Source organism: Pseudomonas sp. SWRI154 (assembly GCF_014268645.1).
GTDB classification, from domain to species: domain Bacteria; phylum Pseudomonadota; class Gammaproteobacteria; order Pseudomonadales; family Pseudomonadaceae; genus Aquipseudomonas; species Aquipseudomonas marvdashtae.
In genome coordinates this window covers 190,821-217,545 of record NZ_JABWQW010000006.1, presented here as the reverse complement: position 1 = coordinate 217,545, position 26,725 = coordinate 190,821, and the positions used below count along the sequence as shown (strand labels likewise).

General features: G+C 60.5%; 24 protein-coding genes and 1 pseudogene. 8 read left to right on the top strand and 17 right to left on the bottom strand.

Annotation, left to right across the window (positions count from 1 at the left end):
• Positions 1-43 precede the first annotated feature (43 nt).
• Complete coding sequence (locus HU806_RS08090; RefSeq protein ID WP_186610889.1) at positions 44-1,168, top strand: methyltransferase; 1,125 nt, start codon at positions 44-46, stop codon at positions 1,166-1,168.
• A 69-nt stretch (positions 1,169-1,237) separates the two neighbouring features.
• On the opposite strand, the gene HU806_RS08085 is transcribed toward HU806_RS08090, so the two are convergent.
• The 3 genes from HU806_RS08085 to HU806_RS08075 are packed head-to-tail and all read right to left on the bottom strand — an operon-like array spanning position 1,238 to position 3,874.
• The gene (locus tag HU806_RS08085; RefSeq protein WP_186610888.1) at positions 1,238-1,402 is read right to left on the bottom strand and encodes a DUF2474 domain-containing protein; all 165 of its coding nucleotides are present in this window, start codon (positions 1,400-1,402) and stop codon (positions 1,238-1,240) included.
• 21 nt (positions 1,403-1,423) lie between these two features.
• On the bottom strand, positions 1,424-2,431 hold the full coding sequence (gene cydB, locus HU806_RS08080) for a cytochrome d ubiquinol oxidase subunit II (protein WP_186610887.1): 1,008 nt from the start codon (positions 2,429-2,431) through the stop codon (positions 1,424-1,426).
• A gap of 3 nt (positions 2,432-2,434) precedes the next feature.
• The gene (locus tag HU806_RS08075; RefSeq protein ID WP_186610886.1) at positions 2,435-3,874 is read right to left on the bottom strand and encodes a cytochrome ubiquinol oxidase subunit I; all 1,440 of its coding nucleotides are present in this window, start codon (positions 3,872-3,874) and stop codon (positions 2,435-2,437) included.
• Between the two features lie 502 nt (positions 3,875-4,376).
• Here HU806_RS08075 and HU806_RS08070 point away from each other — a divergent pair.
• Positions 4,377-5,615, top strand: a complete 1,239-nt coding sequence (locus HU806_RS08070; RefSeq protein ID WP_186610885.1) for an MFS transporter — start codon at positions 4,377-4,379, stop codon at positions 5,613-5,615.
• Here HU806_RS08070 and HU806_RS08065 read toward each other — a convergent pair.
• The 3 genes from HU806_RS08065 to HU806_RS08055 are packed head-to-tail and all read right to left on the bottom strand — an operon-like array spanning position 5,612 to position 9,323.
• Entirely contained in the window at positions 5,612-7,813 is a 2,202-nt protein-coding gene (locus HU806_RS08065) for a xanthine dehydrogenase family protein molybdopterin-binding subunit (protein WP_186610884.1), read from the bottom strand. The genes HU806_RS08070 and HU806_RS08065 overlap by 4 nt on opposite strands.
• Positions 7,810-8,802 (bottom strand): FAD binding domain-containing protein, encoded by a 993-nt coding sequence (locus tag HU806_RS08060; protein WP_186610883.1) that lies wholly within the window; start codon positions 8,800-8,802, stop codon positions 7,810-7,812. Before HU806_RS08060 ends, HU806_RS08065 begins: the two co-directional genes overlap by 4 nt.
• A complete protein-coding gene (locus HU806_RS08055) occupies positions 8,799-9,323 on the bottom strand; it encodes a (2Fe-2S)-binding protein (RefSeq protein WP_186610882.1) in 525 nt (174 codons plus the stop codon). Before HU806_RS08055 ends, HU806_RS08060 begins: the two co-directional genes overlap by 4 nt.
• A 182-nt stretch (positions 9,324-9,505) precedes the next feature.
• Between HU806_RS08055 and HU806_RS08050 the strand changes: the two are divergent.
• Together HU806_RS08050 and HU806_RS08045 are read left to right on the top strand one after the other, a co-directional pair.
• Positions 9,506-9,766 (top strand): annotated as a pseudogene (locus tag HU806_RS08050) (type II toxin-antitoxin system RelE/ParE family toxin); the annotation flags it as partial.
• A gap of 40 nt (positions 9,767-9,806) precedes the next feature.
• Positions 9,807-10,094, top strand: a complete 288-nt coding sequence (locus HU806_RS08045; protein ID WP_186610881.1) for a HigA family addiction module antitoxin — start codon at positions 9,807-9,809, stop codon at positions 10,092-10,094.
• Positions 10,095-10,099: 5 nt separating this feature from the next.
• Here HU806_RS08045 and HU806_RS08040 read toward each other — a convergent pair whose 3' ends face one another.
• Together HU806_RS08040 and HU806_RS08035 are read right to left on the bottom strand one after the other, a co-directional pair.
• Complete coding sequence (locus HU806_RS08040; protein ID WP_186610880.1) at positions 10,100-10,666, bottom strand: DJ-1 family glyoxalase III; 567 nt, start codon at positions 10,664-10,666, stop codon at positions 10,100-10,102.
• Positions 10,667-10,745: 79 nt separating this feature from the next.
• Entirely contained in the window at positions 10,746-11,204 is a 459-nt protein-coding gene (locus tag HU806_RS08035; RefSeq protein WP_186610879.1) for a DUF4879 domain-containing protein, read from the bottom strand.
• A gap of 215 nt (positions 11,205-11,419) precedes the next feature.
• Here HU806_RS08035 and HU806_RS08030 point away from each other — a divergent pair, with 215 nt between their 5' ends.
• Both HU806_RS08030 and trmA read left to right on the top strand, forming a co-directional pair.
• Complete coding sequence (locus HU806_RS08030) at positions 11,420-12,715, top strand: NCS2 family permease (RefSeq protein ID WP_186610878.1); 1,296 nt, start codon at positions 11,420-11,422, stop codon at positions 12,713-12,715.
• A complete protein-coding gene (trmA, locus tag HU806_RS08025; protein ID WP_186610877.1) occupies positions 12,712-13,791 on the top strand; it encodes a tRNA (uridine(54)-C5)-methyltransferase TrmA in 1,080 nt (359 codons plus the stop codon). The genes HU806_RS08030 and trmA overlap by 4 nt, the downstream gene beginning before the upstream one ends.
• A 132-nt stretch (positions 13,792-13,923) precedes the next feature.
• Here trmA and HU806_RS08020 read toward each other — a convergent pair whose 3' ends face one another.
• The 7 genes from HU806_RS08020 to HU806_RS07990 all read right to left on the bottom strand — a co-directional run bounded on the left by HU806_RS08020 (position 13,924) and on the right by HU806_RS07990 (position 21,990).
• Positions 13,924-15,099 (bottom strand): 1-deoxy-D-xylulose-5-phosphate reductoisomerase, encoded by a 1,176-nt coding sequence (locus tag HU806_RS08020; protein WP_186610876.1) that lies wholly within the window; start codon positions 15,097-15,099, stop codon positions 13,924-13,926.
• Positions 15,100-15,114: 15 nt separating this feature from the next.
• Positions 15,115-16,419, bottom strand: a complete 1,305-nt coding sequence (gene ispG / locus HU806_RS08015) for a flavodoxin-dependent (E)-4-hydroxy-3-methylbut-2-enyl-diphosphate synthase (protein WP_186610875.1) — start codon at positions 16,417-16,419, stop codon at positions 15,115-15,117.
• Positions 16,416-17,399 (bottom strand): terpene synthase family protein, encoded by a 984-nt coding sequence (locus HU806_RS08010; protein ID WP_186610874.1) that lies wholly within the window; start codon positions 17,397-17,399, stop codon positions 16,416-16,418. The genes ispG and HU806_RS08010 overlap by 4 nt, the downstream gene beginning before the upstream one ends.
• Before the next feature lie 46 nt (positions 17,400-17,445).
• Entirely contained in the window at positions 17,446-19,380 is a 1,935-nt protein-coding gene (dxs, locus tag HU806_RS08005) for a 1-deoxy-D-xylulose-5-phosphate synthase (RefSeq protein WP_186610873.1), read from the bottom strand.
• Between the two features lie 20 nt (positions 19,381-19,400).
• Positions 19,401-20,321 carry a polyprenyl synthetase family protein gene (locus HU806_RS08000; protein ID WP_186610872.1) on the bottom strand — a complete coding sequence of 307 codons (921 nt, stop codon included), beginning with the start codon at positions 20,319-20,321 and terminating at the stop codon, positions 19,401-19,403.
• A gap of 11 nt (positions 20,322-20,332) precedes the next feature.
• Positions 20,333-20,899, bottom strand: coding sequence for an isopentenyl-diphosphate Delta-isomerase (gene idi, locus HU806_RS07995; protein WP_186610871.1), 567 nt, complete (start codon positions 20,897-20,899; stop codon positions 20,333-20,335).
• Positions 20,900-20,991: 92 nt separating this feature from the next.
• The gene (locus tag HU806_RS07990; RefSeq protein ID WP_186610870.1) at positions 20,992-21,990 is read right to left on the bottom strand and encodes a terpene synthase family protein; all 999 of its coding nucleotides are present in this window, start codon (positions 21,988-21,990) and stop codon (positions 20,992-20,994) included.
• A gap of 505 nt (positions 21,991-22,495) precedes the next feature.
• On the opposite strand from HU806_RS07990, the gene aroQ reads away from it, so the two are divergent.
• Complete coding sequence (aroQ, locus tag HU806_RS07985; RefSeq protein WP_186610869.1) at positions 22,496-22,936, top strand: type II 3-dehydroquinate dehydratase; 441 nt, start codon at positions 22,496-22,498, stop codon at positions 22,934-22,936.
• A gap of 5 nt (positions 22,937-22,941) precedes the next feature.
• Entirely contained in the window at positions 22,942-23,793 is an 852-nt protein-coding gene (locus HU806_RS07980) for a shikimate dehydrogenase (RefSeq protein WP_527251136.1), read from the top strand.
• Between the two features lie 33 nt (positions 23,794-23,826).
• Here the strand turns inward: HU806_RS07980 and HU806_RS07975 are convergent, their stop codons facing one another.
• Together HU806_RS07975 and quiC are read right to left on the bottom strand one after the other, a co-directional pair.
• Positions 23,827-24,504 carry a TetR/AcrR family transcriptional regulator gene (locus tag HU806_RS07975; RefSeq protein WP_186610867.1) on the bottom strand — a complete coding sequence of 226 codons (678 nt, stop codon included), beginning with the start codon at positions 24,502-24,504 and terminating at the stop codon, positions 23,827-23,829.
• 102 nt (positions 24,505-24,606) lie between these two features.
• Positions 24,607-26,505: a 3-dehydroshikimate dehydratase QuiC gene (gene quiC / locus HU806_RS07970; protein ID WP_186610866.1), complete on the bottom strand. Its 1,899-nt coding sequence runs from the start codon at positions 26,503-26,505 to the stop codon at positions 24,607-24,609.
• Positions 26,506-26,725: the final 220 nt, after the last annotated feature.

Genomic DNA, 26,725 nt, shown 5'->3' with positions numbered 1-26,725 from the left:
CCCAGGGCAGCGGGACATCCGTTGATTTGCCAGAGTCCCAGCCATGCCCTTGCTCGACAGCCCCTTCGCCCAACTCGACCTGATCCGCCAGCCCGAACAGCCGAACGAACCACTGCAAGCCTTTGATGCGGCCGATGAATACCTGCTTGCGTTTCTGGCCGAACAACAACCGAGCGCGGAGTCCCGAGTGTTAGTACTCAATGACGGCTTCGGCGCCCTCGCGGCCAGCCTGGTGGGCAAGGTCAAGGTCACCAGCAGCGGCGACTCGTTTCTGGCACTGCAGGCGCTGGAAAAAAACCTGGTGCGCAACAACCTGCCCTTCGACGCGATACCGATCGTGCCAGACAGCGAACCGCTGACAGGCCCCTTTGACCGAGTCCTGATCAAGGTCCCTAAAACCCTGGCGCTACTGGAAGAGCAACTGATTCGCCTACAAGGGCAACTGGCTCCAGGCGCGCAAGTCATCGCAGCCGCCATGGTCAAGCATCTGCCACGGGCCGCAGGCGACCTGCTGGAACGCTACATCGGGACGGTGCAGGCCTCACTGGCGGTAAAAAAGGCCCGTCTGTTGATTGCCACGCCTCAAGCCATGACGCCAGCCGTCTCCCCCTATCCGACTCGCTACTGGCTGGACGAGCCGAAGATCGAATTGCTCAACCATGCCAACGTGTTCTGTCGTGAAGGACTGGACATCGGCACTCGCGCCTTCCTGCCGCACTTGCCAACAAACCTCGGCGCAGCCCGCGTCGCGGACCTGGGCTGCGGCAACGGTGTGCTGGCAATCGCCAGCGCATTGCACAACCCCGAGGCTCACTACACGCTGGTGGACGAGTCGTACATGGCCATCCAATCGGCCACCGAAAACTGGCAAGCAGCCTTGGGCGAGCGCGAAGTGACCCTGCGGGCCGGCGACGGGCTCGCCGGACAAGAGCCGCAATCGCTGGATGTAGTGCTGTGCAACCCCCCGTTCCACCAGCAGCAGGTGGTAGGCGATTTCCTCGCCTGGAGGATGTTCCAGCAAGCTCGCGAAGCGTTGGTGGTCGGCGGCGCCCTGTACATCGTCGGCAACCGTCACCTGGGCTACCACAGCAAGCTGGCACGCCTCTTCCGCGGCGTCGAGCAGGTGGCGGCGACGCCGAAATTCGTGATTCTAAAAGCCCGCAAATAATTCATCCCAAAAAAAGCCCTCCCTTTTCAGGAGGGCGTAAACCGTGCCGCAAGGCAACGGGATGGGAAGTCAGTGGGTGGTCAGGCCCGCGGCGTTCATGAACATGCGCATCAAGCTGGCCACGATAAACAGCGCCAGCACGCTACCGGTCCAAATCATTACCAGCCAACCGAGCCGCTGCCATAACGGCTTGCGTTCGGCGGCCTCGATGTCTTTCAAGTCAGGCTTGGCCATCCTCGGCACCTCGCAGGTCGGTCAATGGTAGCCATCGTCATGGGTCACCTTGCCCCGGAACACGTAGTAGCTCCAGAAGGTGTACACCAGGATCAACGGAATGATGAACAACGTGCCCACCAACATGAAGCCCTGGCTCTGCGGCGGTGACGCAGCATCCCAGATCGAGATGGACGGCGGCACAATGTTCGGCCACAAGCTGATGCCCAAACCGCTGTAGCCGAGGAAAATCAGCACCAGGGTCAGGATGAACGGTGTGTAGTTGGCGTTGCGGGCCACGGCGCGGAACAATCCGTACATCGTGACCAGCACAAGGATTGGCACCGGCAGGAACCAGAACAGGTTCGGCAAGGTGAACCAGCGCGCCGCGATGTCGGCGTGGGCCAGCGGCGTCCAGATGCTGACGATACCAATCACCGCCAGCACCACGAACGCCAGCGGCCTGGCCAGATCGTGCATCTGCTCTTGCAGCTTGCCTTCGGTCTTCATGATCAGCCAGGTGCAGCCGAGCAAGGCATAGGCGGCAATCAGCGCGAGACCGCAGAACATCGTGAATGGCGTGAACCAATCCAGCGAGCCGCCGGCGAATTGGCGATTGACCACCTCGAAACCATCGATGAAGGCCCCCAGCGCGACGCCCTGGAAGAAGGTTGCCGTCAGCGAACCGCCGATGAACGCCTTGTCCCACAGGTGCCGCTTCTCAGCCTTGGCCTTGAAGCGGAACTCGAAGGCCACGCCGCGGAAAATCAGGCCGATGAGCATCAGGATCAATGGCAGGTACAACGCCGAAAGCACCACCGAATAAGCCAGCGGAAACGCCCCGAACAACCCGGCACCGCCGAGCACCAGCCAGGTTTCGTTACCGTCCCAGACCGGCGCCACGGTATTCATCATTACATCGCGATCACGCTCGCCCTTGACGAAGGGAAAGAGGATGCCGATACCCAGGTCGAAGCCGTCCATGATCACGTACATCATGATGCCGAAGATGATGACTACGGCCCAGATCAGCGGAAGATCAATACCCATGACTCAATTCCCCTTGTGCGAGCTGTCGTTGTGGTCCACTTCGTCGTCGCCTTCGTTGGCGGCCGACAATGGACGGGCCGGGGTGCGTTTCTGGCCCGGGCCACCGTCGCTCGGCTCGGCTTCGTGGGCCGCCGGGCCCTTGCGTACCAGACGCATCATGTAGCTCAGGCCGGCACCGAACAGCGCGAAATACACCACCACGAACATGACGAGGGTGAAGCTCATCTGCGCAAAGCTGTGGCCAGACGACGCATCGGCCGTGCGCATCAGCCCATAGACCACCCACGGCTGTCGCCCGATCTCCGTGGTGAACCAGCCGGCCAGGATCGCAACCAGGCCGGACGGCCCCATCCACAGCACCAGGTGAAGGAACGGCCGGGATTGGTAGATCCGGTCCTTGCGGCGCAGCCAGAGGCTGCACAGGCCGGTGAAAATCATCAGCAGCCCCAGGCCAACCATGACCCGGAACGACCAGAACACAATGGTCGAATTCGGCCGATCCTCGGGCGGAAATTCCTTGAGGGCCGGCACTTGATCGGTCAACGAGTGAGTCAGGATCAGGCTGCCCAAGTAGGGAATTTCCACCGCGTATTTGGTTTCTTCCGCCTTCATGTCCGGCCAGCCGAACAGGATCAGCGGCGTAGGCTCATCGCCAACGTTTTCCCAGTGACCTTCGATCGCGGCGATTTTCGCCGGTTGATGCTTGAGTGTGTTGAGGCCATGGAAGTCACCGATGACCGCCTGCACCGGCGCCACCAGCAAGGCCATCCACATCGCCATCGAGAGCATGCGGCGAATGGCCGGATTGTCGCGCCCGCGCAGCAGATGCCAGGCCGCCGAGGAACCGACGAAGAACGCCGTGGCAACGAATGCCGCGACGGACATATGCAACAGGCGATAAGGGAACGAGGGATTGAACACCACCGCCAGCCAGTCCACCGGAATAACCCGGCCGTCGATGATTTCGTAGCCCTGCGGGGTTTGCATCCAACTGTTGGAGGACAGGATCCAGAAGGTCGAGATCAGCGTGCCGATCGCCACCATGACTGTGGAAAAGAAGTGCAGACCACGGCCCACGCGGTTCCAGCCGAACAGCATGACACCGAGGAAACCCGCTTCGAGGAAGAACGCCGTGAGCACCTCGTACGTGAGCAGCGGCCCGGTGACCGCACCGGCAAAGTCCGAGAAACGGCTCCAGTTGGTGCCGAACTGATAGGCCATGACCAGCCCGGACACCACGCCCATGCCGAAGTTGACGGCGAAGATCTTCGACCAGAAGTGATACAGGTCGCGGTACGTATCGTCGCGCGTCTTGAGCCACAAGCCTTCGAGTACCGCCAGGTAACTCGCCAGGCCGATGGTGATGGCCGGGAACAGGATGTGGAACGAAATGGTGAACGCGAACTGGATTCGGGCGAGATCGAGCGCCTCCAAACCGAACATAAGTCTTCCTCTGTCAGGTAAAACCGGCTGCGGGCGGGGCCTGCATCACAGCCCCCAGGGATATGGAGTGCGATGCTTTTCAAATCGTTCTTTTTTTAGAACCGTCACAACGCAGGATTCTGGCCAGGTGGCCCCCACCTCAACGCCTGGGCGGGCATTGATCTGGGTCAAGCAATGTTCAAAGAGTAGTCGCTTATTTGCCGACGGACGGCGTGGTCTTTTGTCGCGTGACAGGTTGTCTCAGTGCCGCAATACCACTCTAAATGCACGCAATCCCCTGTGGCGAGGGAGCTTGCTCCCGCTGGGCCGGTACGACGCTTCGGGCGCAGCGGCCCCCAAGATTTTGCGGTCGCTGCGCAACCGAGCGGGAGCAAGCTCCCTCGCCACAAAAGCCCGCGTCGGCTTGAAATCGTTGTTTGGCTAACTATTTTTTCCAGTCATCGCAACTTTCAGTTACAGCTCAGTGATAATCTCGGGGGTCTCTTCACCGGACCTGTCTTAGATGCCCAGCCAAGCGCCCCTGCTGCTCCGCCATCATCGTCCCTTCATCGCCTTCTGGCTGGCCCGGATATTCACCGCCAGCGGCTTCCAGATGCTCACCGTGGCCATCGGTTGGAACCTCTATCAGCTGACCGGCAACGTCTTGGACCTGGGCCTGGTCGGGCTGGTGGAGTTCGCGCCGCGGGTACTGTTCATGCTGCACACCGGGCACGTGGCGGATCGATACGACAGGCGCAAGGTCGCTGCGATCTGCCAGTCGTTGCAGGCGATGATCGCCCTGGCCCTGGTGGTTGGTAGCGCCACCGACAACGTCACGCGGGAGATGATCTTCATCCTCGCCTTCCTGCTGGGCGCCGCCCGCTCCTTCGAGATGCCGACCACCCAGGCGCTGCTGCCGAGTATCGTGCCGGCCGCGCTGTTTCCCCGCGCCGTCGCCGCCGCGCAATCGGCCCAGCAGTCCGCGACCATCGTCGCTCCAGCCCTTGGCGGCTTGCTCTACGCCTTCGGCAGCGTCTGGGTCTATGGGCCGACCGTGCTGCTCTACATCATCGCCTGCTGCCTGATGCTCAACCTGCCGGCCCGGCAGACGCCGCTGAACAAAGGCAAGGCGACCCTGGATTCGTTGCTGGCCGGGATTCGTTTCATCCGCAGCCGCCCAGACATTCTCGGGGCGATTTCCCTGGACTTGTTCGCCGTGCTGCTGGGCGGCGCCACGGCGCTGCTGCCGGTGTTCGCCAAGGACATCCTGCTCACCGGCCCCTGGGGCCTGGGCCTGTTGCGCTCGGCGCCGGCGGTGGGCGCCTTGCTGATGTCGCTGTGGCTGGCGCGGTTTGCCGTGGAACGCAAGGTCGGCCGGGTGATGTTCACCGCAGTGGGAATATTTGGCGTCGCCACGATTGCCTTCGGCCTCTCCACCTCATTCTGGTTTTCCTTGGCGGTGCTGGTGGTGCTGGGCGCGGCGGACATGATCAGCATGGTGATCCGCGCCTCCTTCGTGCAACTGGAAACCCCGGACGAAATGCGCGGTCGCGTGAGTGCGGTGAACGGGCTGTTCATCGGCGCCTCGAACCAGTTGGGCGAATTCGAGTCCGGCCTGACCGCCCACTGGTTCGGCACGGTGCCGGCGGTGGTCATGGGCGGTGTCGGCACGCTGCTAGTGACCGGGACCTGGATCAAACTGTTCCCGACCCTGGCCAACCGTGACCGGATGCACGAACCGGTTGAGGAAGCGAAAGCCTAGAGCAGCTTGTCGAGGGTGATCGGGAAGTCCCTGACCCGTTTTCCGGTGGCGTGATAAATCGCATTCGCCACCGCCGCCGGTACGCCGACGATGCCGATCTCTCCGACGCCTTTGGAGCCGAGGGCGTTGACGATGTCATCCTGTTCCTCGACGAAAATCACCTCGATATCGCCGATATCGGCATTGACCGGCACATGGTATTCGGACAGGTTGTGGTTCATGTGCCGGCCCAAGGCGTGATCGGTCAGGGTTTCTTCATGCAACGCCATGCCGACGCCCCAGACCACGCCGCCGAGGATCTGGCTCCGAGCGGTCTTCGGATTGATCACCCGGCCAGCCGCAATGGCACTGACCACGCGGTTGATTTTGACCGTGCCCAGGTCTTCGTCCACCAGCACTTCAACAAACACCGCCGAGTGCGTGGCGGTGGCGTAGGCCTGGCGTTTTTCATCAGGCTCGGCGGTGACTTGCGCTTGCAACGGTGCCTCGCCGCTTTTTTTCGCCAGTTCCGCCAAAGCGACGCGGGCCTCCCCCATGCGCAGTTCACCGTCAACGAATGTCACTTGCTCGAGGGTCGCACCGCTGAAGGCTGGACAGCTCTGTCGCGCTACGGCCAGGAGCTTTTCTCGCAGCGCCTCACAGGCCTGCTTGACCGCCGTGCCCACCGACGAAACGGTGAACGAGCCGCCCTGCAACGGCGCGGTCGGCAGCGACGAATCGCCGAGGACGAAGGTGACGTCATCGAAGGAAACCCCTGACGCCTCGGCGGCAATCTGGCTCATGACCGTGTAGGTGCCTGTGCCGATGTCAGTGGTGGCGCTGCTGACCGTCAACTTGCCGTTGGTGTCCAGCGACGCTCGGGCGCTGGCCTTCTGCTGCATGGCTTCCCACACTCCCCCGGCCATGCCCCAGCCCACCAATTGCCGGCCTTCGCGCATGCTGCGCGGTTCCGGGTTGCGCTTGTCCCAGCCAAAACGAGCGGCGCCTTCGGCGTAGCACTCGCGCAACGCCTTGCTGGAATAAGGCTTGCCCTCGTTCTCGTTGCGCTCGGCATAGTTGATCAGGCGCAACTGAACCGGATCCATCGCCAGGGCACAGGCCAACTCATCCATGGCGCATTCGAGGCCGATCAAACCAAGGGCCGCGCCCGGAGCACGCATGTCCAACGGCGTATAGACATCCAATGGCGCCAGTTTGTAAGTCAGCGTCACGTTATCGCAGTGATAGAGCATGCCGCTCCACTCCACCACGTGTTCGGTGAAGTCCTCGAAGCGTGAGGTCTGGCCTACGGCGCTGTGTGCCACGGCGAGCAACCTTCCGTTGGCGGCCGCGCCCAGTTGCACACGCTGGAACGTCCGCGGCCGGTAACCGAAGGTAAACATCTGTTGGCGCGTCAGGCTGACTCGCACCGAGCGTTTCAGCGACAGCGCCGCCATTACCGCAAGCGGCAACTGATACTGCGGGCGCAATCCGGAGCCGAACGCACCGCCGACAAACGCGGCAAATACACGTATCTGGTCCTGCTCCAGTCCGAACACCTTCTGCACATACGCCTGACAGTTCTGCGTGCCTTGGGTTTTATCGTGGATATGCAGGCTGCCGTCGGGTTGGTACAGCACGGTGCAAGCATGAGGTTCCATCGGGTTGTGATGTTCAATCGGTGTGCTGTAGGACACATCCACGCTGAGGGCCGCGCTGGCGTACTCGCCCTGAAAATTCCCACGAGGCTTGGGCAGTTCGGCCGGTGCCGGATGGGCTTCGTTTTGCACAATTGTCAGATCGGTCTGGTGATCCGCAACTTCATATTCGATTTCAACCAATGAACCGGCGTAGCGAGCCAGCTCCAGGTTCTGCGCGACCACTAACGCCAGCGGCTGACCGCTGTACAGAATCTGGTCGTTGTACAACGGCCGGAACGGCGATCCTTCGGCCGCGTCGGCATCCTGGTAGGGCTCGTCGTAGCTGGCGATCCGGGGGCGATTGGTGTGATCGATCACCGCGACCACACCGGGCAAGGCCAATGCTTTGGAGGCATCGATACGCAACACGCGGCCGCGAGCGATGCTGCCGGACACCACGCTGCCGTGCAGCAAGCCGTCTTCGCGGTACTCACCGGCATAACGGGCCTGGCCCGTGACTTTGAGCAGGCCGTCGACTCGGTCCAAGGGTTGGCCTATGGATTTGCTCAACGTATTCATCGGGCGGCGCCTCCCATCAGTGCGGCATCGCTCAAGGCGCGAATAATAGCCCGACGTGCCAACTTGACCTTGAAGCCGTTGTGTTCCAGCGGCTCGGCGTTTTGCAGCAGTGCGTCGGCGGCAGCCGTGAATGTTTCCCGGCTGACGGTCTGGCCCGTCAGCCAATTCTCCACCGCTCGGTCTCGCCAAGGTTTGTGGGCCACACCGCCGAGGGCAAGGCGAGCCTGGCGAATTACCGGCCCGTCCAGCTCCAGCGCCGCCGCCACTGACACCAGCGCAAAGGCATAGGAGGCCCGGTCACGGATCTTCAAGTAGTGGCTGTGTTCGGCGAAACCTGCGGCTGGCAACTCGATGTAGGTGATCAGCTCGTCATCGGCCAGTTGATTGTCCCGCTCAGGGGCGTCGCCCGGCAGGCGATGAAAATCGGCGAACTCGATGGTCCGCGCCCCACCCCGGCCCAATACATGGACCACCGCGTCCAGCGCCGCCAAGGCCACGCACATGTCGGAGGGATGGGTCGCGACACATTGGTCACTCGCCCCGAGGATCGCGTGGATCCGGTTCAGGCCATTCCTGGCCGGGCAGCCGCTGCCGGGACGGCGTTTGTTGCAGGGCACGCTGGCGTCGTAAAAGTAATAGCAACGGGTGCGTTGCAACAGGTTGCCGCCGGTGCTGGCCATGTTGCGCAATTGTGGCGAGGCGCCTGCCAGGATGGCTTGGGAAAGCAACGGGTAACGCCGTTCGATCCAAGGATGCCAGGCCAGGTCGGCATTGCTCACCAGCGCGCCGATCATGACCCCGCCGGAGGGGGTTTCGCTGAGGTCCGCCAAAGGCAGTCCGGTGATATCGATCAGGTGCTGGGGACGGGTGAGGTTTTCCTTCATCAAGTCCAGCAAGTTAGTGCCGCCGGCGATGAAACGTGAGGTCGCGCTCGACAGCTCGACGGCAGCTTGCAAGGTGTCGGGTTTGCTGTAGCGGAAGGGATTCATTGCTCATCTCCCGGTTGCTGGCAGAGCGGCAATGCTTCCTCAATGGCGTCGCGAATGTTGTTGTACGCACCGCATCGGCAGAGATTACCGCTCATCAACTCGCTGATTTCACCACTGGTCTGTGCCCGTCCTTCGTTGGCCAGGCCCACTGCCGAACAGATCTGCCCGGGCGTGCAGTAGCCGCACTGGAACGCGTCATGCTTGATGAATGCGCGCTGCATCGGGTGCAACTCATCGCCATTGGCCAAGCCCTCGACCGTGGTCAACTCGGTACCGTCACACATCACCGCCAGGGTCAGGCAGGCGTTGATCCGCTTGCCATCACGCAACACCGTGCAGGCGCCGCATTGGCCGTGGTCGCAACCTTTCTTGCTGCCCACCAAATCAAGCTGCTCGCGCAAAAGGTCCAGCAACGTAGTCCAGGGCAACACCTGCAGCTCGCGCATTTGGCCATTGAGTGTCAGACGGATCGGATGACTGGCGTAGGACGCCTGCGTCGCTTCGGACAGGGTCGCGCTCATGGAACACCTCACGGTTGGTCGTACACGCGGCGTTTTGGGAAACCGCCGTCATAAGGGGTACGACTTCAGGGTGGGGAGAGCGTTCAAGGCAATTGCCTGCCGGTTCCAAGCACACGTCTATTCAGTATGTGAGGTACATATGTACCGCACCAAGCGTAATGTATCGCCTTACACTTTGAACCATGATTAAATCCTTCCAGCACAAAGGCCTCAGAGTTTTTTACGAAACGGGTTCGACGCGAGGGATTCGGGCGGACCACGGGAAACGCCTGGCTCGCATGCTTCAGTTCATGGACAGGGCATGCATCCCGAGTGACCTGGATATACCTGGATGGCGACTGCATTCGCTCAAAGGCGAGTTGACCGAATATTGGTCGCTGAGCGTTTCGGGGAACTGGCGAGTTATTTTTCGCTTCATCGGGTCCGACATCGAACTGGTCGATACCTCGATTACCTCGATTACCACTGACAGGAGGCTGGAACATGCCCATGCACAATCCGCCACATCCTGGCGAAACATTGTTGATGGACGTACTGCCCGAGCTGGGGATCACTGTGACCGAACTGGCGCGCCACCTCGGTTTCGCCCGACCGCACCTTTCCCGGGTATTGCATCGCCATGCACCGATCAGTCCTGACTTGGCCGTGCGCCTGGAGCGCGCAGGAATCGGCAAGGCACGGGTCTGGCTGGGCGTCCAGACCGACTATGACTTATGGCAGGCCGAGCAACGTGAACAACCCTTGATCGGACGCCTTGCCCATCATGCTTGAGGCTGTCAGGCCAACAACTCAGCGGCCACCACGCTCCTCACGCCCTTGCCGCTGAGTTGTTCCACGAGCGTCAAGGCAAACGCCACGGCAGCTGCCGAGCCTTGGGCGGTGATGCAGTTGCCATCCACGACCACCGGCTGATCGACGAAACTGCATCCGGACAGTTGCTGGCTCACGGTAGGCAGGCAAGTCATGCGGCGCTGGCGCAGGACACCAAAAGCCTGAAGCACCAGTGCCGGCGCTTCGGCGATGGCGGCAAAGAAACGCCCGGCGGCGGCCTGATCCTTGATCAACTGCTGCAACGGCTGATGGGCCGCCAGATGTTGCGCGCCGATGATGCCGCCCGGCAACACAATCAAGTCGAAGTCCTGGACCAGCAGGTCTACCAACATGCCATCGGCGGTCAAACGCGTGCCCCGTGCGCAGGTGAACATGCGCCGGCCCTCGATACTCGCCACCACCACTTCAAGCTGCGCCCGACGCAACACGTCGATCAGCGTCACCGTCTGCAAGTCGTCGACGCCTTCGGCCACGGCAATCAGGACTCGGGGGATCTTGGTTCCAGGAATCATGGGCACTCTCCGCAGGGTGATTCCTGAAGACTAGCCAGCTTTGCCGGACCATGTCAGGCGAAGCGTGTCCAGAACGTTGTCATTTGATGTACAGCTGGGTCGACAGCCGGTTGCCCGGTGCGTTGATCGACACATTGCTGAAGCTGAAAGTGCCTTCCTGCTTGCCCTTAAGGTCGAAGACATAGAGGTAGCCAACCACCTTGGTCCTGGCCGAACAATCGTTCAGGTTGCCATTGCTGAATGCACACACGGGCGAGCGGATGCCGTCGACCTCGAAGCCATCCAGCGTGACGTGAGGCTGATGGCCGTAGCCGACTTCCAACACGTAGACCTTGATATTCGGGCCACCATGATCGCAGCGGGTCCGTTCCTGCTGCGCAACGATGTCCTCGAAGCCGCAGGCCGGCGATTCGACCTTGAGCACCTTGACCTCGCTCAGCGGCGGCGCCGACGCGGCGTGCGCGGCCGTCACAGGCAGCCCCAGGCCCAAGGCCCAGCCCCATGTCCATACCCATGCGATTTTCTTCATGCGATACATACCGACCTCCCGGAATCGCGCGCAGTATGGCCCAATAATTGCCTCGGCACATCTCGGTACATCTCGGTACATCGAGGATCGCAGCCACATCGCCGCGCTGCTATGATGCGCGGCTTTTTCCGACCCAGCAGAAAATCCCGGGCGCTCCTGGCGACCTGTGCTTTGCTGTTGAGGTCGATACATTCACGGCGCCCGGCGCGCCACGGGGAGCAGACATGCTGGAAAGGCTGTTTCAACTCAAGGCACACAACACCAACGTGCGGACCGAGATCCTGGCGGGCGTCACGACCTTCCTGGCCATGGCCTACATTCTGTTCGTCAACCCGAGCATCCTCGGCGAAACCGGTATGGACAAGGGCGCCGTATTCGTCGCCACCTGCCTGGCGGCGGCCATTGGCTCGACGGTCATGGGCCTGATCGCCAACTACCCGATCGCCCTCGCGCCGGGCATGGGCCTGAACGCCTTTTTCACCTACACCGTGGTCCTGCACATGGGCCATACCTGGCAAGTAGCGCTGGGTGCGGTGTTCGTTTCTGCCGTGCTGTTTTTCCTGCTGTCGATCTTTCGCATTCGCGAATGGATCATCAACAGCATCCCGCTGCCGCTGCGCTCGGCCATCGCCGCCGGTATCGGCCTGTTCCTGGCGCTGATCGCCCTGAACAACGCCGGCATCGTGGTGAAGAACCCGGCGACCATGGTCGGCCTTGGCGACCTGAAGCAACCGGCCCCGATCCTCGCGACCCTGGGTTTTGTCCTGATCGTCGCCCTGGAAGCACTCAAAGTGCGCGGCGCGGTATTGATTGGCATCCTGGCGGTCACCGTCGTCTCGATCCTGATGGGTTTCACGCCGTTCGGCGGCATTATTTCCGCGCCGCCGTCCCTGGCCCCGACTTTCCTGCAACTGGACATCATGGGCGCCCTGGACATCGGTCTGGTGAGCGTGATCTTCGCGTTCCTGTTCGTCGATCTGTTTGACAACTCCGGCACCCTGATCGGCGTTGCCAAACGCGCCGGGCTGATGGGCAAGGACGGCCACATGCCGAAGATGGGCCGCGCACTGATTGCTGACAGCACCGCCGCCATGGCCGGTTCGCTGCTGGGCACCTCGACCACCACCAGCTACATCGAATCGGCGGCGGGCGTCAGTGCCGGCGGCCGCACCGGCTTGACCGCCATTGTGGTGGCGATCCTGTTCCTGCTGGCGCTGTTCTTCTCGCCACTGGCCGCCAGCGTCCCGGCTTTCGCCACCGCCCCGGCCTTGCTGTTCGTCGCGGTATTGATGACGTCCGGCCTGGCAGAAATCGACTGGGACGACATCACCGTGGCCGCCCCGGTGGTGATCACGGCCCTGGCGATGCCGTTCACGTATTCCATCGCCAATGGTATTGCCTTCGGTTTCATCGCCTGGACGGCCATCAAACTGGTGTCCGGTCGTGGCCGTGAGCTGAACCCAGCGCTGGTCATCCTGTCGATTCTGTTCGTTATCAAGTTGGGTTGGTTCAACGCATGACTTTTGATTCCCAGGCCTACGCCGCCCAGTTGCAGGACAAGGTCGCTCGTTTGCGCGACCTGCTGGCTCCGTTCGATGCACCCGAGCCTGCGGTGTTCGATTCGCCGCTGAAAAACTTCCGCCTGCGAGCCGAATTCCGCCTCTGGCGCGAGGCCGGCGAACGGCACTACGCAATGTTCTCCCAGGACGACAAGCGCACGCCGATCCTCATCGAGGAATTTCCCATTGCCAGCCTGCGCATCAACCAGTTGATGCCGCAACTCAAGGCCGCCTGGCAAGCCAGTGCGCCACTGAGCCATAAGCTGTTCCAGGTGGAGTTCCTGACCACCCTGGCCGGTGATGCGATGATCACCCTGTGTTATCACCGCCCGCTGGACGAGCACTGGCACGCGGCCGCGTCGAAACTGGCGGCCGACCTGAGCGTCAGCATCATTGGCCGCTCCAAGGGCAAGCGGGAAGTGATCGGCCACGACTATGTGGTGGAGAAACTCGACGTCGGCGGCCGTACCTTCAGCTATCGCCAACCCGAAGGCGCCTTCACCCAGCCCAACGGCACGGTGAACCAGAAGATGCTCAACTGGGCCTATGACGCCTTGGGCGAGCGCAGCGACGATTTGCTGGAGTTGTACTGCGGCAACGGCAACTTCACCCTGCCCCTGGCCACCCGCGTGCGCAAAGTGCTCGCCACTGAAATCAGCAAGACCTCGGTGAACGCCGCGCTGAGCAACCTCAGCGAAAACGCGGTGGATAACGTCACGTTGGTGCGCCTGTCCGCCGAAGAATTGACCGAAGCCTTGAACGAAGTCCGGCCGTTCCGTCGCCTGCACGGCATCGATCTGAAAAGCTACGAATTCGGCAGCGTCTTCGTCGACCCGCCGCGCGCCGGCATGGACCCGGACACCTGCGAGCTGACCCGGCGCTTCGACAACATCCTCTACATTTCCTGCAACCCTGACACCCTCGCCGCGAATATCGCGCAACTGAACGACACCCACCGCATCACGCGCTGCGCGTTGTTCGATCAGTTCCCTTGGACCCATCACATGGAGTCCGGGGTGTTGTTGACTCGGCGTTAACCTACGCCAACCGTCGTGGCGAGGGAGCTTGCTCCCGCTGGGCCGGTCCGTCGCTTCGGGCGCAGCAGCCCCGGTTTTTTTACCGTCGCTGCGCAACCAATCGAGAGCAAGTTGCCCCCATATCGACCGTAACTACTCGCTCAACGGCGGCAAACCCGCCAATTGTCTGGCCCGGATACGAGCCAGACAATCCGTCTGCTGGATACCTTCAAGACTGTCGATCGCCACCAAGCGGGTCTGGCCAAGGGTTTCGCCAACAATGCGAGCGATATCGGTGAACGTCACCACGCCGGCCAGAAAAGCCGCCACCGCCACTTCGTTTGCGGCATTGAGCACCACACTCAGTTCACAACCGTCTCGCGCCACTTCAAGCGCCAGGCCCAAGCAAGGGAAACGCCGCAGGTCCGCGTGGGCAAAGCTCAATGGCTCGGATTGCGTCAGGTTCAGCCGCTCGACGCCGGAATCGATACGCTGGGGGTAGGCCAGGGCCTGGGCGATAGGCGTGCGCATATCCGGATTACCCAATTGCGCCAGGACCGACTGGTCGGCGTACACCACCATCGAATGGACAATGCTTTGCGGGTGAATCAATACCTCGATCCGTTCCGGCGGCATTTCGAATAACCAGTGCGCCTCGATCACCTCCAAGCCTTTGTTCATCATGCTTGCACAGTCAACCGAGATCTTGCGCCCCATCCGCCATTTGGGGTGGGCGCAGGCCTGATCGGGAGTGACGCTGACCAAGGTTTCCACCGGGCGATTCAGGAACGGACCGCCAGACGCGGTCAGGATCAAGCGCTCCGGACGGCCCCCCGAGTGATTCGACAGGCATTGGAAAATGGCATTGTGTTCGCTGTCGACCGGCAACAACTGCGCTAGCGCTGTCGCTACGCTGCGCATGAACAGCGCGCCGGACATCACCAACGCCTCTTTGTTGGCCAGCAGAATACGCTTGCCGGCCTGCGCCGCAGCTAGCGTCGATGGCAGCCCGGCCCCCCCGACAATCGCGGCGACGACAGTATCGCATTGGCTGTCCGTGGCCACCGTCACCAGGGCAGCCGGACCATGGAGCACCTCGGTATTGCACCCTTGCGCTTTCAAGCGCCGCGATAGCCGCGCCGCTTCCTCTGCACTAGCCACCACCGCTACCTGCGGCCGGAAGGCCAGGCACTGCTGGTAAAGCCTGTCGACACTGTGATGCGCGGTAAGGGCGAAGACCGAAAAAAGCTCCGGGTGGCGGGCCACGACATCGAGCGTATTCTGGCCAATCGAGCCGGTCGCCCCGAGCAGGGTCAGTCGCTGGTTCATGCTTGTTTTCCCCGGCTATTGTCTGCCACGGGCAATCAGCTCACCGGAAGCGTCGGCGTGGCGTCCAAGCAACTCGGCCAGTGCCTGCCGTGCCTGGCCCTCCCGTCCATAGCGCGCTGCCACATAGGCATCCAGGAGCTGGGTGAACTCCCGGGCAATCGCCTTTCCCTTAAGCGTTAGCACTCGCTCGCCATCCATGTACACCGGGGCCGACGGATGCTCGCCGGCACCCGGCAGGGAAATGCCGATATCTGCCAGGCGACTTTCCCCCGGGCCGTTGACCACGCAGCCCATGACGGCCACCTGTAAATGCTCGACGCCGTTGAAGCGGAGTTTCCAGAGCGGCATTTGCTGACGCAGATAATCTTCGATCTGTTGGGCCAACTCCTGGAAAAAATGGCTGCTGGTACGCCCACAGCCGGGACAGGCCACCACCGATGGAGTGAAGGCCCGTAAACCCATGGTTTGCAGGATCTGCTGGGCCACCAGCACTTCACGAGTCCGTTCACCGCCGGGTTCGGGGGTGAGGGAAATACGCAAGGTATCGCCGATGCCCTCTTGCAGCAGCACGGCCAAGGCGGTGGATGAAGCGACGATACCCTTGGAGCCCATGCCGGCCTCGGTCAGCCCCAGGTGCAAGGCAAAATCGCAGCGCGCCGCCAGGTTGCGGTACACGGCGATCAGGTCCTGGACATGACTGACCTTGGCCGACAGTACAATCCGCTCCGCCGACAGACCGACTTCGATGGCCCGTTGCGCATTCTCCAGCGCCGAAACAACCAAGGCTTCACGCATCACCGCATCGGCCGCCAACGGCTTGGCGAGCGCGGCGTTACTGTCCATCATCCGCGCCAGCAGTTCCGGATCCAGACTGCCCCAGTTGACGCCGATGCGTACGGGCTTGCCGTAGCGGCAAGCCATTTCAATCATTTCGCAGAACTGCTCGTCGCGCCTGGCGCCCTTGCCGACATTGCCCGGATTGATCCGGTACTTGCCCAGTGCCTGGGCACATTCGGGGTAAGCCGCCAACAGGCGATGACCGTTGAAATGAAAATCACCGACCAGTGGAACCTGGATATCTCGGGCATCCAGCAACTCGCGAATCTTCGCGACCTGGGAGGCCGCCTCATGACCGTTCACCGTGATCCGCACCAGTTCGGCGCCGGCCAATGCCAGTTGCTCGACCTGCGCAGCCGTAGCCCGGGCATCGGCGGTGTCGGTATTGGTCATCGCCTGGACCACTATCGGACTGGCGCTGCCCATGGTCACGGGGCCGATACAGACCTGGCGGGTTCCACGCCGGGCAATATTGGCGTTCATCGCCCAGGCCCGTTGCGCAGGTCGTTGTAGCGAGGCACTCGCGACGACCAATCCAGATTGGCGCTCATCCACTCTTCCAGCATTTGCACGTAACGCCGGATCGCCTGTCGTTCGTCACTCGAAAAAGCCTGTTCCTCAATGAAAACGGCGACCCGCTTCTGCTCCCGTTGAAAACAATCGACACGTGCGTCCAACAATCTCAGCAGAAGGGCAACTGCATCATTGATAGACGAGTCCAGCCAGCGCTGGCAAACCACCACATAATTGTTGATCTCGCCATACTCGGCTTCCTTCTCATAGGAAAACAGATCGTTGACCAGTGTGATCACGTCGGTGGCGCTGTCTTGCAGCGTTTCGAACAGTCGGCTCTGATGGAAGATGGCGGGCAACTCGGCGTGATTGGCGTATTCGCCAGCCCTGAATACGACCCTCGCCGCCGAGGTGAAACGGCGCTGGTGAGCGTAAGCCAATGGATCGGGAAGTTCTGCGCAGGAACGCCTTTGCACCTCATGGGCAACCCAACTGAACAACATCCTGATCTCTTCGAGCAAGCGCCGTCCTCCCTCTCTGCTCATGACTTCGAGCATCGGCGCAATCATCAGCACGCCCGACCGTTCGAGGGCGGTCTGCGGACACGCCTCGCCAGGCGGCGCGCTGAGCAAAGAGAACACCCGCTCCAGCCTCTTGCGCCCCTCGTCGCTGGGCAGACTCAACGCCCCCTGGTCCAACCCGTCATCGAGCAGGAATAGCCAAAAAACCAGGCTGGTCAGGTGCTCCAGCTCAAGCGGCCCGACATCTGGAAACGCCCTGGCCACCAAGCCACAGGAACGATTACGTTCATACTCGCGCATGACACTTTCCACATTGTCGAATCCCATCGAGCGAAACCAGGAGCGGGAGGCCTCTTCAGCAATATCGTGATGAGGATTGATGCGCAACGAAAACGGTACGGACAGGCGAGGAAGAACGAAAGCGGACATGTGACCACTCCTTGAGGTACCTACTCATTGATTGCCAGGACAATCTTCATGATTGCCGACCGATCAAGCTGCGCGCGCCAATACTGAGCTCCGGCAAAGCCAGCGGCTGCAGCAGCGCAACCTGCTCTTGGAAAAGCCGGATCGAGGTGATAATGCCTTGGGCGTCCAGGCCACAGGCCGCCATCACCTGTTCGGGCGCACCATGCTCGATAAATTGATCGTCGAACCCCAGCTGCAACACCTGGCGGGGAATACCCGAAGCCGCCAACTGCTCGAGACACGCCGCCCCGGCGCCACCTTTCACGCAGCCCTCCTCGATCGTCACCAGCAAGTCATGGCTGCATGCCAGTGCTTCTATCAGGTCGATATCCAAAGGTTTGACGAAACGCATGTTGGCCACGCTTGCATCCAGTTCCAACGCGGCCGCAAGGCTTGGCTGCAGCATCGAGCCGAAGGCGAGGATGGCGATTCGTTCGCCTTGGCTGCGGCTCGATCGCCGGCGGATTTCGCCCTTGCCCAGCGGCAGGACGTTGAACTCGTTTTTCGCAACGCGGCCAGGGCCCGCTCCACGAGGATAACGCACCGCCACAGGTCCATCCTGGAGCAAGGCGGTGTGCAGCATCTGTCGACACTCGTTCTCGTCCGCCGGGGCCATGATGACCAAATTGGGCACGCAGCGCAGATAGGCGATATCGAACGCCCCGGTATGAGTGGCGCCGTCCGCCCCGACAATCCCGCCCCGGTCGACGGCCAATACCACCGGTAGGTTCTGAATCGCAATGTCGTGAATCAGCTGATCGTAGGCTCGCTGCAGGAAGGTCGAGTAGATCGCGACTACTGGCTTCAAGCCTTCTGTCGCAAGGCCAGCGGCGAAGGTCAGGGCATGTTGTTCGGCAATTCCCACATCGAAATACCGCTCGGGGAAGCGTCGCTCGAACTCCTCGAGGCCCGAGCCCTCGCGCATGGCCGGGGTGATCGCCATGATCCGTGGGTCGCGCTGCGCCTCGTCGCACAGCCAGCGGCCAAAGACTTGGGTGTAGCTCTGCTTTGCAGGGGCGACAGGCTGGATGCCCTGCTCCAGATTAAATTTACCCGGCCCGTGATACAGCACCGGATCAATCGCCGCCGGACTGTAGCCGTGCCCCTTCTCGGTGACGATGTGAAGTAATTGCGGCCCCCGCACGGCCCTGAGCGCTGTCAAAACCGAGATCAGTTCATTGAGGTCGTGACCGTCGACAGGGCCGGTGTAATTAAAGCCCAGGGCCTGAAACAGAGTCGCCGACGGCGTCGTACCCGCCAGCTGTGCCTCCAGTCGCCGGGCCCGCCCATCCTGGGTCGACTCACCACGCCGGATCCGCTTGATGCCGCCACTGGCCGAGCGTGTACAGCATCGAGCGGTCAGCTCGCCCAAATGGAGACGCAACGCCCCGACTGAGGCAGAAATCGACATATCGTTATCGTTGAGAATCACCAGAAACGGCAGGTCCGTGTGCAGGCCGGCATTATTCATCGCCTCATAGGCCATGCCGCCGCTTAACGCACCATCGCCGATGACCGCAATGCTGTGCCGATGCTCGCCTTTGCTTCGCGCCCCGAGTGCCATGCCCAATGCGGCGGAAATCGAAGTACTGGCATGGGCAGTGCCAAAGCAGTCGTACTCTGACTCTTGGCGCCGGGGGAAACCGGATATCCCGCCCCGTTGGCGAATTCCGGCCATAGCTTCGCGACGCCCGGTCAGTATCTTGTGCGGATAGGATTGATGCCCCACATCCCAGACGACCCGGTCGTGCGGCGTATCGAATACATAGTGCAGCGCAACGGCCAGCTCCACGCTGCCGAGATTGGCCGACAGGTGTCCGCCGGTCCTGGAAACACTGTGCAGGATAAAGGCGCGCAAATCATCGGCCACTGCGCCGAGCGCCCGAGGATGGAGAGCGCGCAAATCGCCAGGACTGTCGATGGTATTCAGTAGCTCGAACATGCCGAACTCCTTTTCATGTCTCAGTGCAAGCGATTGACGATCTGGTCAGCCAGCTCACGCAGGTAGGTCGCCCGGGCATCGAAACCGGCCAAAGCGGCATGGGCTTGCTCGTTCAACAGCCTGGCCAGGCGCCGCGAGGGATCCAGGCCAAACACCGAGACATAGGTGGGTTTATGGTCCTGCGCATCCTTGCCGGCGGTTTTCCCCAGCGTCGCCGAATCCTGGGTCACGTCGAGAATGTCATCGACGACCTGGAAGGCCAGGCCAATTGCTGTCGCATAACGATCCAACGCCTCAAGGTCCGCGTCGGACGGCTCGGCACAGAGCGCGCCCATGCGTACCGCGGCGCGAATCAGCGCCCCGGTCTTCATCTGGTACATCAGGTTCAGGACCGGGAGACCGATCACTGAACCGAGGCTGTCCAGATCGAGCATCTGCCCGCCACACAAGCCGTCCGGGCCGGCCGCCCGAGCGAGCGTCTCCATCAACAAGGCTTGCCGAGCGGGGGGGATCGGTGTGTGCCGCAAGGTCATGAATGCCTGCGTCAGCAATGCGCTCCCGGCCAGAATGGCAGTGGCCTCGTCAAACTGGATATGTACGCTGGGCCGGCCATGACGCAGGCTATCGTCGTCCATGGCCGGCAAATCGTCATACACCAGGGAACTGATGTGGACCATTTCCACCGCCGCGCCGACCGTGTCCAAAGCCTGTCGATCCGCCCCGAGAGCGACACCACTGGCCTGGCACAATAATGGACGCAGCCGCTTTCCACCACCAAAGACTGCGTAGCGCACGGCTTCGTGCAGCCGTGCGGGCGGCATCAATGCGCATGACAATTGAGCTTCGAGTTCGCACTCGAGTCGATCCAGCCCCGCCAGCCTCCAGTGGGCAAAGGCGCGCTGCCCCTCCTCGGTCGTCAACACATCGTGCACGTTTTGCATAACGGTGAACTCTAGAGCGCCTGATGGCCGATTGAGGGGGCCTCGACGGACAACACTTGCCAGGCACGGAGCCCCGCCAGGGTGTAGGTGTCGAAGATTTTGCGGAACCAGACCGTGTATTTGTCCGGGGCTGCGGCGATGCACCCAGGAATATCGGACAACGGTAGCCACTGCCAGGCCAGAGCTTCATCGGGATTAGCAATCGGTGGCGAGTCGCAAGTACCCACGAATAGATGATCGAACTCATGCTCGACCAAATCGTTCGAGACCTGTTCTCGATAAAGCAGCGATGCCACTTTCTTGAGTGGACAGCTCAGCCCCATCTCCTCGAACAAACGTCGTTGCGCGGCAGCGTGGGTCTGTTCACCCAGCCGGGGATGCCCGCAACAAGTATTGGTCCACAAGCCTTGGGAGTGGTATTTGCCAAGGGCACGCTGCTGCAACAGCAAACGACCGTCCTCGTCGAAGATAAAGATCGAGAACGCCCGATGCCGCAGGCCCTGTTGATGGATGAACAACTTATGCGCACTACCGGTCTCGCAATCATCCTCATCCACTAGAATGAGGGTTTCTTCCATCTTCAATTCTCCTTCAAAGCGGCTACCTAGCATGCACAAAGAATCTTCAATAATGCCAAGCTCTCAATACAGGAAGCGACTCGCCCCCTTTTTCAGGTATTGGAAAGGTACTCGCATCTCGTCAAATAGGATGCCGAACTTAAGGAGTCAGCGGGTGTTTTATAGCGCTCAACCTGACTCGACCAGTCATGACTTCCTTTTATAAAACCACAGAGTAAATCAATGTATGAATTAATGGCGCGACGTTCATACTCTGACACAGCAAGCAGTGACAGCTCATCCTTGTCAAGTTCAAAAATCCTGTAACTGTCGATGCATTTTTTTATCGAAAACTCCAAAGACTGCTCATATGAAAAACCATTTTGCTGCTGAATAATCAGCACGAAATTATTTTTTTCTTCTGCTGCAAGCTCGCGTTCCAAGGAAAAAATGTCGTTGATATAGATACATACGTCTGTGCATGCATCAAGGGCCTTCTGCGTCGTCGGATGATCGGCCAACGCCGGTGGCAACTCCAATCCGAGAGCCCATTGCGCGACATCAATAAAGGGACGAACGCCTATCGCGCGCCTTCTTATTTGAAAATAAGCATCCAAGTCCATGTATGAACCCTGCACTTGGATCGCAGCCTCGTCGATCCAGGCCGTCAAAAACTCATGCCAGGTCTGTTGAGTTTTTTCCCTCCATCGGCTGGACATGCCCTCACCATAGCGCTTCCAGGCATGTAACCAAGCCCTGACAATCGGGTTGCTCATCTGATGATGCGATTCGATGGGGTCCAGCGTGACGGCGACAAGTGAGGTGACAAGCCTGACAACTCGCTCGGGCGCTTTGGCGTGAACAGAACAGTAATCATCCAGGAAAACGGTAATGCCTGCCATGTCGGCCGCCAAGCACAAGCCACTATAAGGAATCTGCGGAAATATATACGTCATGGCACTGACTGCCCCTTGCCGAGAATAATCTTGTGCTACTTTCGGCTCGCTGATCAGACCCATTTCCTGCAACCAGTTCAAATGCCACACATGAACATCTTCGGCGCGGGGATGAATACGAAAAGGTATTGATGTTTCCAGATCGAAAAAGGGCATGTTGTTTCCTTCCGACAGCATTAAGTGACGCAAGGGCTAAATACCCGAGTGAAATTCTGTCCGTTTTTTTTTCGCGCGAGTAACAATGCTCGAGACAGTCCATACCTAGGGTATGAGCGCGATCGATGCAACGGTCTTTGCTGGGAAATAGACGTACTGCCAGTCTCGCTATCATACGTCCCCAACAGAACGATGAGGTGCTCCATGGTGTGGACTCCGCAAAGTCTTCACCACTGGATAGATAGCAGGCCAGAATACTTGGGAACTTCAGACTTTTAATTAATACGTCTATCGAGTGTAGTTCGCCTCTGGCTGGGCGCAAGCGCGTAAAGGTTGCTCACTCCACCGCTCGTCGCATGCTCAGCGACGGAGAATGTTCGATTACCGAACAACTTTGCCATCGCTCATTCATCGAGCGAATTGACCAAATTAACCGACTGGTACATTTTATCTCCTCATAAGCCAACGGCCTTCCGTCGAGCTCACAATAACAATGGAGATACCAATGCCGCCTATCGTTCTGGTGCTCAACGGCCCGAACCTGAACCTGCTCGGCACTCGCGAGCCGGCGACCTACGGACACGAAACCCTGGCGGATATTTCTGCCTTATGCGGCCGCGCCGCCGAAGAGTTCGGCCTGGCCGTGGAGTTTCGCCAGACCAACCAGGAAGGCGAGCTGATCGACTGGATTCATGGCGCCCGTGGCCGATGTGCCGGCATCATCATCAATCCCGCAGCCTGGACTCACACCTCCGTCGCTATCCGCGACGCCTTGGTCGCCAGTGAAGTCCCGGTAATCGAAGTGCACCTGTCCAACGTCCACGCCCGGGAAACGTTCCGTCATCACTCTTTCGTCTCATCAGTGGCCATTGGCGTGATGTGTGGGTTCGGCAGCCACGGCTATCGCCTGGCCCTGGAACATTTCAGTCAGCGGTTGAAGGGTTGATGCGCATGTCGAATATCACTGTGCTGGCCGGCCTGATCGGCGCGGGTATCCAGGCGTCTCGCACGCCGGCGCTGCATGAGCACGAAGGCGATGCCCAAGGCATGCGTTACCTGTATCGATTAATCGATCTTGATGCGCTGAAGCTCGAGAGCGGCGCCCTGCCCGACTTGTTGATAGCCGCCGAACGCATGAGTTTTACCGGACTGAACATCACCTTCCCATGCAAACAGGCGATCATCCCATTGCTGGACGAATTATCGCCCGAAGCCAGCGGAATCGGCGCAGTGAATACCGTGGTGCTCAAAAACGGCAAACGCATCGGCCACAACACCGATTGCCTGGGATTTGCAGAGGGCTTTCGTCGTGGCCTGGGCGACGTTTCGCGCCGCCACGTCGTCCAGATGGGGGCCGGCGGTGCAGGTGCAGCAGTTGCCCACGCGTTGCTGGCCGAAGGCGTGGGGACATTGAGCATCTTTGATGTCGAAGCCAGCCGTGCCGAGGCACTGGCGAACAATCTGAATCAACAGTTCGGCGCCGGTCGCGCCCGGGCCGGCCAGGATTTGACCAGTGCCATGGTCGAGGCCGATGGGTTGGTGAATACCACGCCGATGGGCATGGCGAAACTGCCTGGCATGCCAGTGCCGGTCGAGCTGTTGCGAAGCGAATTATGGGTGGCGGAAATCGTCTATTTCCCGCTGGAAACCGAACTGTTGCGCAACGCCCGGGCCTTGGGTTGCCGCACGCTGGACGGCGGCACCATGGCGGTGTTCCAGGCAGTCAAGGCGTTCGAGCTGTTCAGCGGCGTGGCACCGGATGCCCAGCGGATGCTGGCGCACTTCCAGAGCATGAATCAGTGAAAACCTGTGGGGGCCTACTCGCCCCCACAAGGTTCAGGCCTGCAGATACCGCAACACCGATTCGCAAACCATCTGCCGATGGCGCTGCTTGATCACTTCGTCCGAAAGATCAATCTGAAAGATCTCACCGAACGTCTGGCGGTTGGACACCCGGTAGAAACAGAACGAGCTGATCAGCAAATGTACATCCAGCGGCTCGAGGCCGGCACGGAACACGCCCTCTTCGGCGCCGCGACGCAGAATCACGCCAAGGGAATCGAGGATGGTATTGGTCATCGCCTTGATCGTACCGGACTGCTTGACGTATTCGGCGTTGTGGATGTTTTCGATGCAGACGATGCGCACGAAATCCACGTTGCGGTCGTGGTGGTCAAAGGTGAACTCCACCAGGCGGCGGATCGCATCGACCGGCGCCAGCTCCGCCAGGTGCAGGCGGCTCTCGGTGGTACGGATATCTCCGTAGAGTTTTTCCAGCACCTCGACGTACAGCTGTTCCTTGCTGCCGAAGTAGTAATAGATCATGCGCTTGGAGGTGTGGATGCGCTCGGCGATGGCGTCGACCCGCGCGCCGGCCAGCCCTTGCTGGACGAACTCGACGATGGCTTCCTGAAGAATGTTCTCCCGGGTTTTCTCCGGGTTGTTCTTGCGACTCTTGCGCGGCGCGGCGACAGGTTCTTCGACGACTGCGGAAAGCTCTGGATTCATAGTCATTGCGGGCTCACGGCCATCACTGCACAGGTCGGCGATTATGGGCCGCACCGCGCAGCGAAGGAAGCCACGGCGTCGCCCATTGCCGCCGCGTTTACGATTTCCCTACAACTTGGCGTGCCGCACCCCACCGCTGCGGGACTTGGCCATCGCTGCCAGCCGCACCGCGACGTTGGCCGCGCCGTAACCGGCATAGCCGTTCTTGCGCTGGATGATCTCGAAGAAAAACCGCCCTTCGAACGGTTCGGTGTAGACGTGGAAAAACTCGCCACCCTGAGCGTCACGGTCGTACAACACGTTGAAATACGCCAGTTCGCTGAGAAACTCGTCGTCGAAATCGAAACGCGCCGCCAAGTCGTCATAGTAGTTCAACGGAATGTCCAGCAACGGCACGCCCGCCTCCTTGGCGCGGCTGACTTGGGCGAAAATGTCATCGCAATCGAAGGCGATGTGATGCACACCTGAACCGCGATAACTCGACAGCGCATGTGAAATCGCGGTGTTACGGTTCTCGGAAATGTTCAACGGCAAACGGATCGAACTGCAGCGGCTGCGCAACGCACGGCTTTTGACCAGGCCGTAGGGATCGGGCAGCACCACTTCATCGTCAGCCTCGAAATCCAGCAGGCTCTTGTAGAACAGTACCCAACTGTCGAGGCTATCGGCCGGCAGCGCCATCGCCATGTGATCGATTCGCTTGAGCCCGGCGCCGATCACCGCACCCGGTTGCAGGTTGAAATCGGTGCCATAAACATCGGCGTCCTGATCCACCAGGTAGATCAGGCTGCCGTCCGGCGCACGCACCGCCGCGAGTTCCAACTCATTGGGCCCTACCAGGCCACGATAAGGCTGGCCCTTGTAGGCGACAGCCCGCTCCAAGGCACAAGCGCTGTCCTGAACCCGCACCGCCGTCGCGCACAGCGACGGGCCGTGGGCTTCGAAAAAGTTGTGGGCGAAGGAATACGGCTCACTGTTGAGGATCAGGTTGATATCGCCCTGGCGCAACAGGCTGACATTCTTGGAGCGGTGCAGTCCCGCCTTGACGAACCCCAACTGCTCCAGCCAATGGGAGAGCTTGGCGCCGAGGTTGTCGTCCACAGCGAATTCCAAGAACTCGATGCCCTCATATTCACTGGCTGGCGGCGTCGTGAACAGGATATCGCTGTTTTGAACAGGCGCTTCCGCGGCCAGCCGCTGACGGGTTTTTTCCTCCAGGTATAGTAGCGACCGCAAACCGTCGGCAGCGTTGGCCCTTGGTGGCGCGGCGCGAAATCCGTCGTTGAAGATTTCCAGCGACAGCGGCCCGGTGTAGCCGCTCTTGATGATCGGTGCCAGGAAGCCCGGCAGGTCGAATTCGCCCTGCCCCGGGAAGCAACGGAAATGCCGGCTCCATTCCAAGACGTCCATCGCCAGGATGGGCGCGTCGGCCATTTGCACGAAGAAAATTTTCTCGCCAGGGATCTCCGCAATGGCGCTCGGGTCGCCTTTGAGGGACAAGGTGTGGAAGCTGTCGAGCAATACGCCGAGGCTCGGATGATCGGCCTGGCGCACGATGTTCCAAACCTGTTGATAAGTATTCACGTGCCGGCCCCAGGCCAATGCCTCATAACCGATGCGCAAGCCCCGCGCGCCGGCGCGCTCGGCCAGTAGCCGCAGGTCATCGATCAGGATTTGCTCATCGCCAACGCTGTCGGCCGAGGCATTGCTGCACACCAGCACGAGATCGGTGCCCAGCTCCTGCATCAGGTCGAATTTGCGCTCGGCCCGCTCCAGGTTGCGCGCCAGGCGTTCACGACGGCAGCCTTCAAAGTCGCGAAACGGCTGGAACAAGGTGATGGCAATGCCCAAGTCGGCGCACATTTGCCTGATTTCCCGAGGGCTGCCGTCGTAATAGAGAAGGTCGTTCTCGAAAATCTCCACCCCGTCGAAACCGGCGGCGGCAATGGCTTCGAGTTTTTCCGGCAGGGTACCGCTCAACGAAACGGTGGCAATGGAACGCTGCATGAATTCGGCTCCCGGGACAGGCGTCGGCTACAAAAGTGCGCCGCTTTTTAAAAGAGTCAGCCGATTATTGGGCTGCCGGTTTCTTTGAGCAATTCAATATGTACCATCCAGTTAGTTTTTTGGGCGATTATCGAACACAATGCCCGATTAACGAATTGACGATTTTTTAGCCACTGCGCACCATCGACCCCACATTGACGCTGGCTTGAACTGCCGTCTC

Excerpts from the sequence above, each read along its gene's own strand:
- HU806_RS08090 (WP_186610889.1), top strand. The coding sequence starts at position 44 with ATGCCCTTGCTCGACAGCCCCTTCGCCCAACTCGACCTGATCCGCCAG.
- HU806_RS08085 (WP_186610888.1), bottom strand. The coding sequence starts at position 1,402 with ATGGCCAAGCCTGACTTGAAAGACATCGAGGCCGCCGAACGCAAGCCG.
- cydB (WP_186610887.1), bottom strand. The coding sequence starts at position 2,431 with ATGGGTATTGATCTTCCGCTGATCTGGGCCGTAGTCATCATCTTCGGC.
- HU806_RS08075 (WP_186610886.1), bottom strand. The coding sequence starts at position 3,874 with ATGTTCGGTTTGGAGGCGCTCGATCTCGCCCGAATCCAGTTCGCGTTC.
- HU806_RS08070 (WP_186610885.1), top strand. The coding sequence starts at position 4,377 with ATGCCCAGCCAAGCGCCCCTGCTGCTCCGCCATCATCGTCCCTTCATC.
- HU806_RS08065 (WP_186610884.1), bottom strand. The coding sequence starts at position 7,813 with ATGAATACGTTGAGCAAATCCATAGGCCAACCCTTGGACCGAGTCGAC.
- HU806_RS08060 (WP_186610883.1), bottom strand. The coding sequence starts at position 8,802 with ATGAATCCCTTCCGCTACAGCAAACCCGACACCTTGCAAGCTGCCGTC.
- HU806_RS08055 (WP_186610882.1), bottom strand. The coding sequence starts at position 9,323 with ATGAGCGCGACCCTGTCCGAAGCGACGCAGGCGTCCTACGCCAGTCAT.
- HU806_RS08045 (WP_186610881.1), top strand. The coding sequence starts at position 9,807 with ATGCCCATGCACAATCCGCCACATCCTGGCGAAACATTGTTGATGGAC.
- HU806_RS08040 (WP_186610880.1), bottom strand. The coding sequence starts at position 10,666 with ATGATTCCTGGAACCAAGATCCCCCGAGTCCTGATTGCCGTGGCCGAA.
- HU806_RS08035 (WP_186610879.1), bottom strand. The coding sequence starts at position 11,204 with ATGTATCGCATGAAGAAAATCGCATGGGTATGGACATGGGGCTGGGCC.
- HU806_RS08030 (WP_186610878.1), top strand. The coding sequence starts at position 11,420 with ATGCTGGAAAGGCTGTTTCAACTCAAGGCACACAACACCAACGTGCGG.
- trmA (WP_186610877.1), top strand. The coding sequence starts at position 12,712 with ATGACTTTTGATTCCCAGGCCTACGCCGCCCAGTTGCAGGACAAGGTC.
- HU806_RS08020 (WP_186610876.1), bottom strand. The coding sequence starts at position 15,099 with ATGAACCAGCGACTGACCCTGCTCGGGGCGACCGGCTCGATTGGCCAG.
- ispG (WP_186610875.1), bottom strand. The coding sequence starts at position 16,419 with ATGAACGCCAATATTGCCCGGCGTGGAACCCGCCAGGTCTGTATCGGC.
- HU806_RS08010 (WP_186610874.1), bottom strand. The coding sequence starts at position 17,399 with ATGTCCGCTTTCGTTCTTCCTCGCCTGTCCGTACCGTTTTCGTTGCGC.
- dxs (WP_186610873.1), bottom strand. The coding sequence starts at position 19,380 with ATGTTCGAGCTACTGAATACCATCGACAGTCCTGGCGATTTGCGCGCT.
- HU806_RS08000 (WP_186610872.1), bottom strand. The coding sequence starts at position 20,321 with ATGCAAAACGTGCACGATGTGTTGACGACCGAGGAGGGGCAGCGCGCC.
- idi (WP_186610871.1), bottom strand. The coding sequence starts at position 20,899 with ATGGAAGAAACCCTCATTCTAGTGGATGAGGATGATTGCGAGACCGGT.
- HU806_RS07990 (WP_186610870.1), bottom strand. The coding sequence starts at position 21,990 with ATGCCCTTTTTCGATCTGGAAACATCAATACCTTTTCGTATTCATCCC.
- aroQ (WP_186610869.1), top strand. The coding sequence starts at position 22,496 with ATGCCGCCTATCGTTCTGGTGCTCAACGGCCCGAACCTGAACCTGCTC.
- HU806_RS07980 (WP_527251136.1), top strand. The coding sequence starts at position 22,942 with ATGTCGAATATCACTGTGCTGGCCGGCCTGATCGGCGCGGGTATCCAG.
- HU806_RS07975 (WP_186610867.1), bottom strand. The coding sequence starts at position 24,504 with ATGACTATGAATCCAGAGCTTTCCGCAGTCGTCGAAGAACCTGTCGCC.
- quiC (WP_186610866.1), bottom strand. The coding sequence starts at position 26,505 with ATGCAGCGTTCCATTGCCACCGTTTCGTTGAGCGGTACCCTGCCGGAA.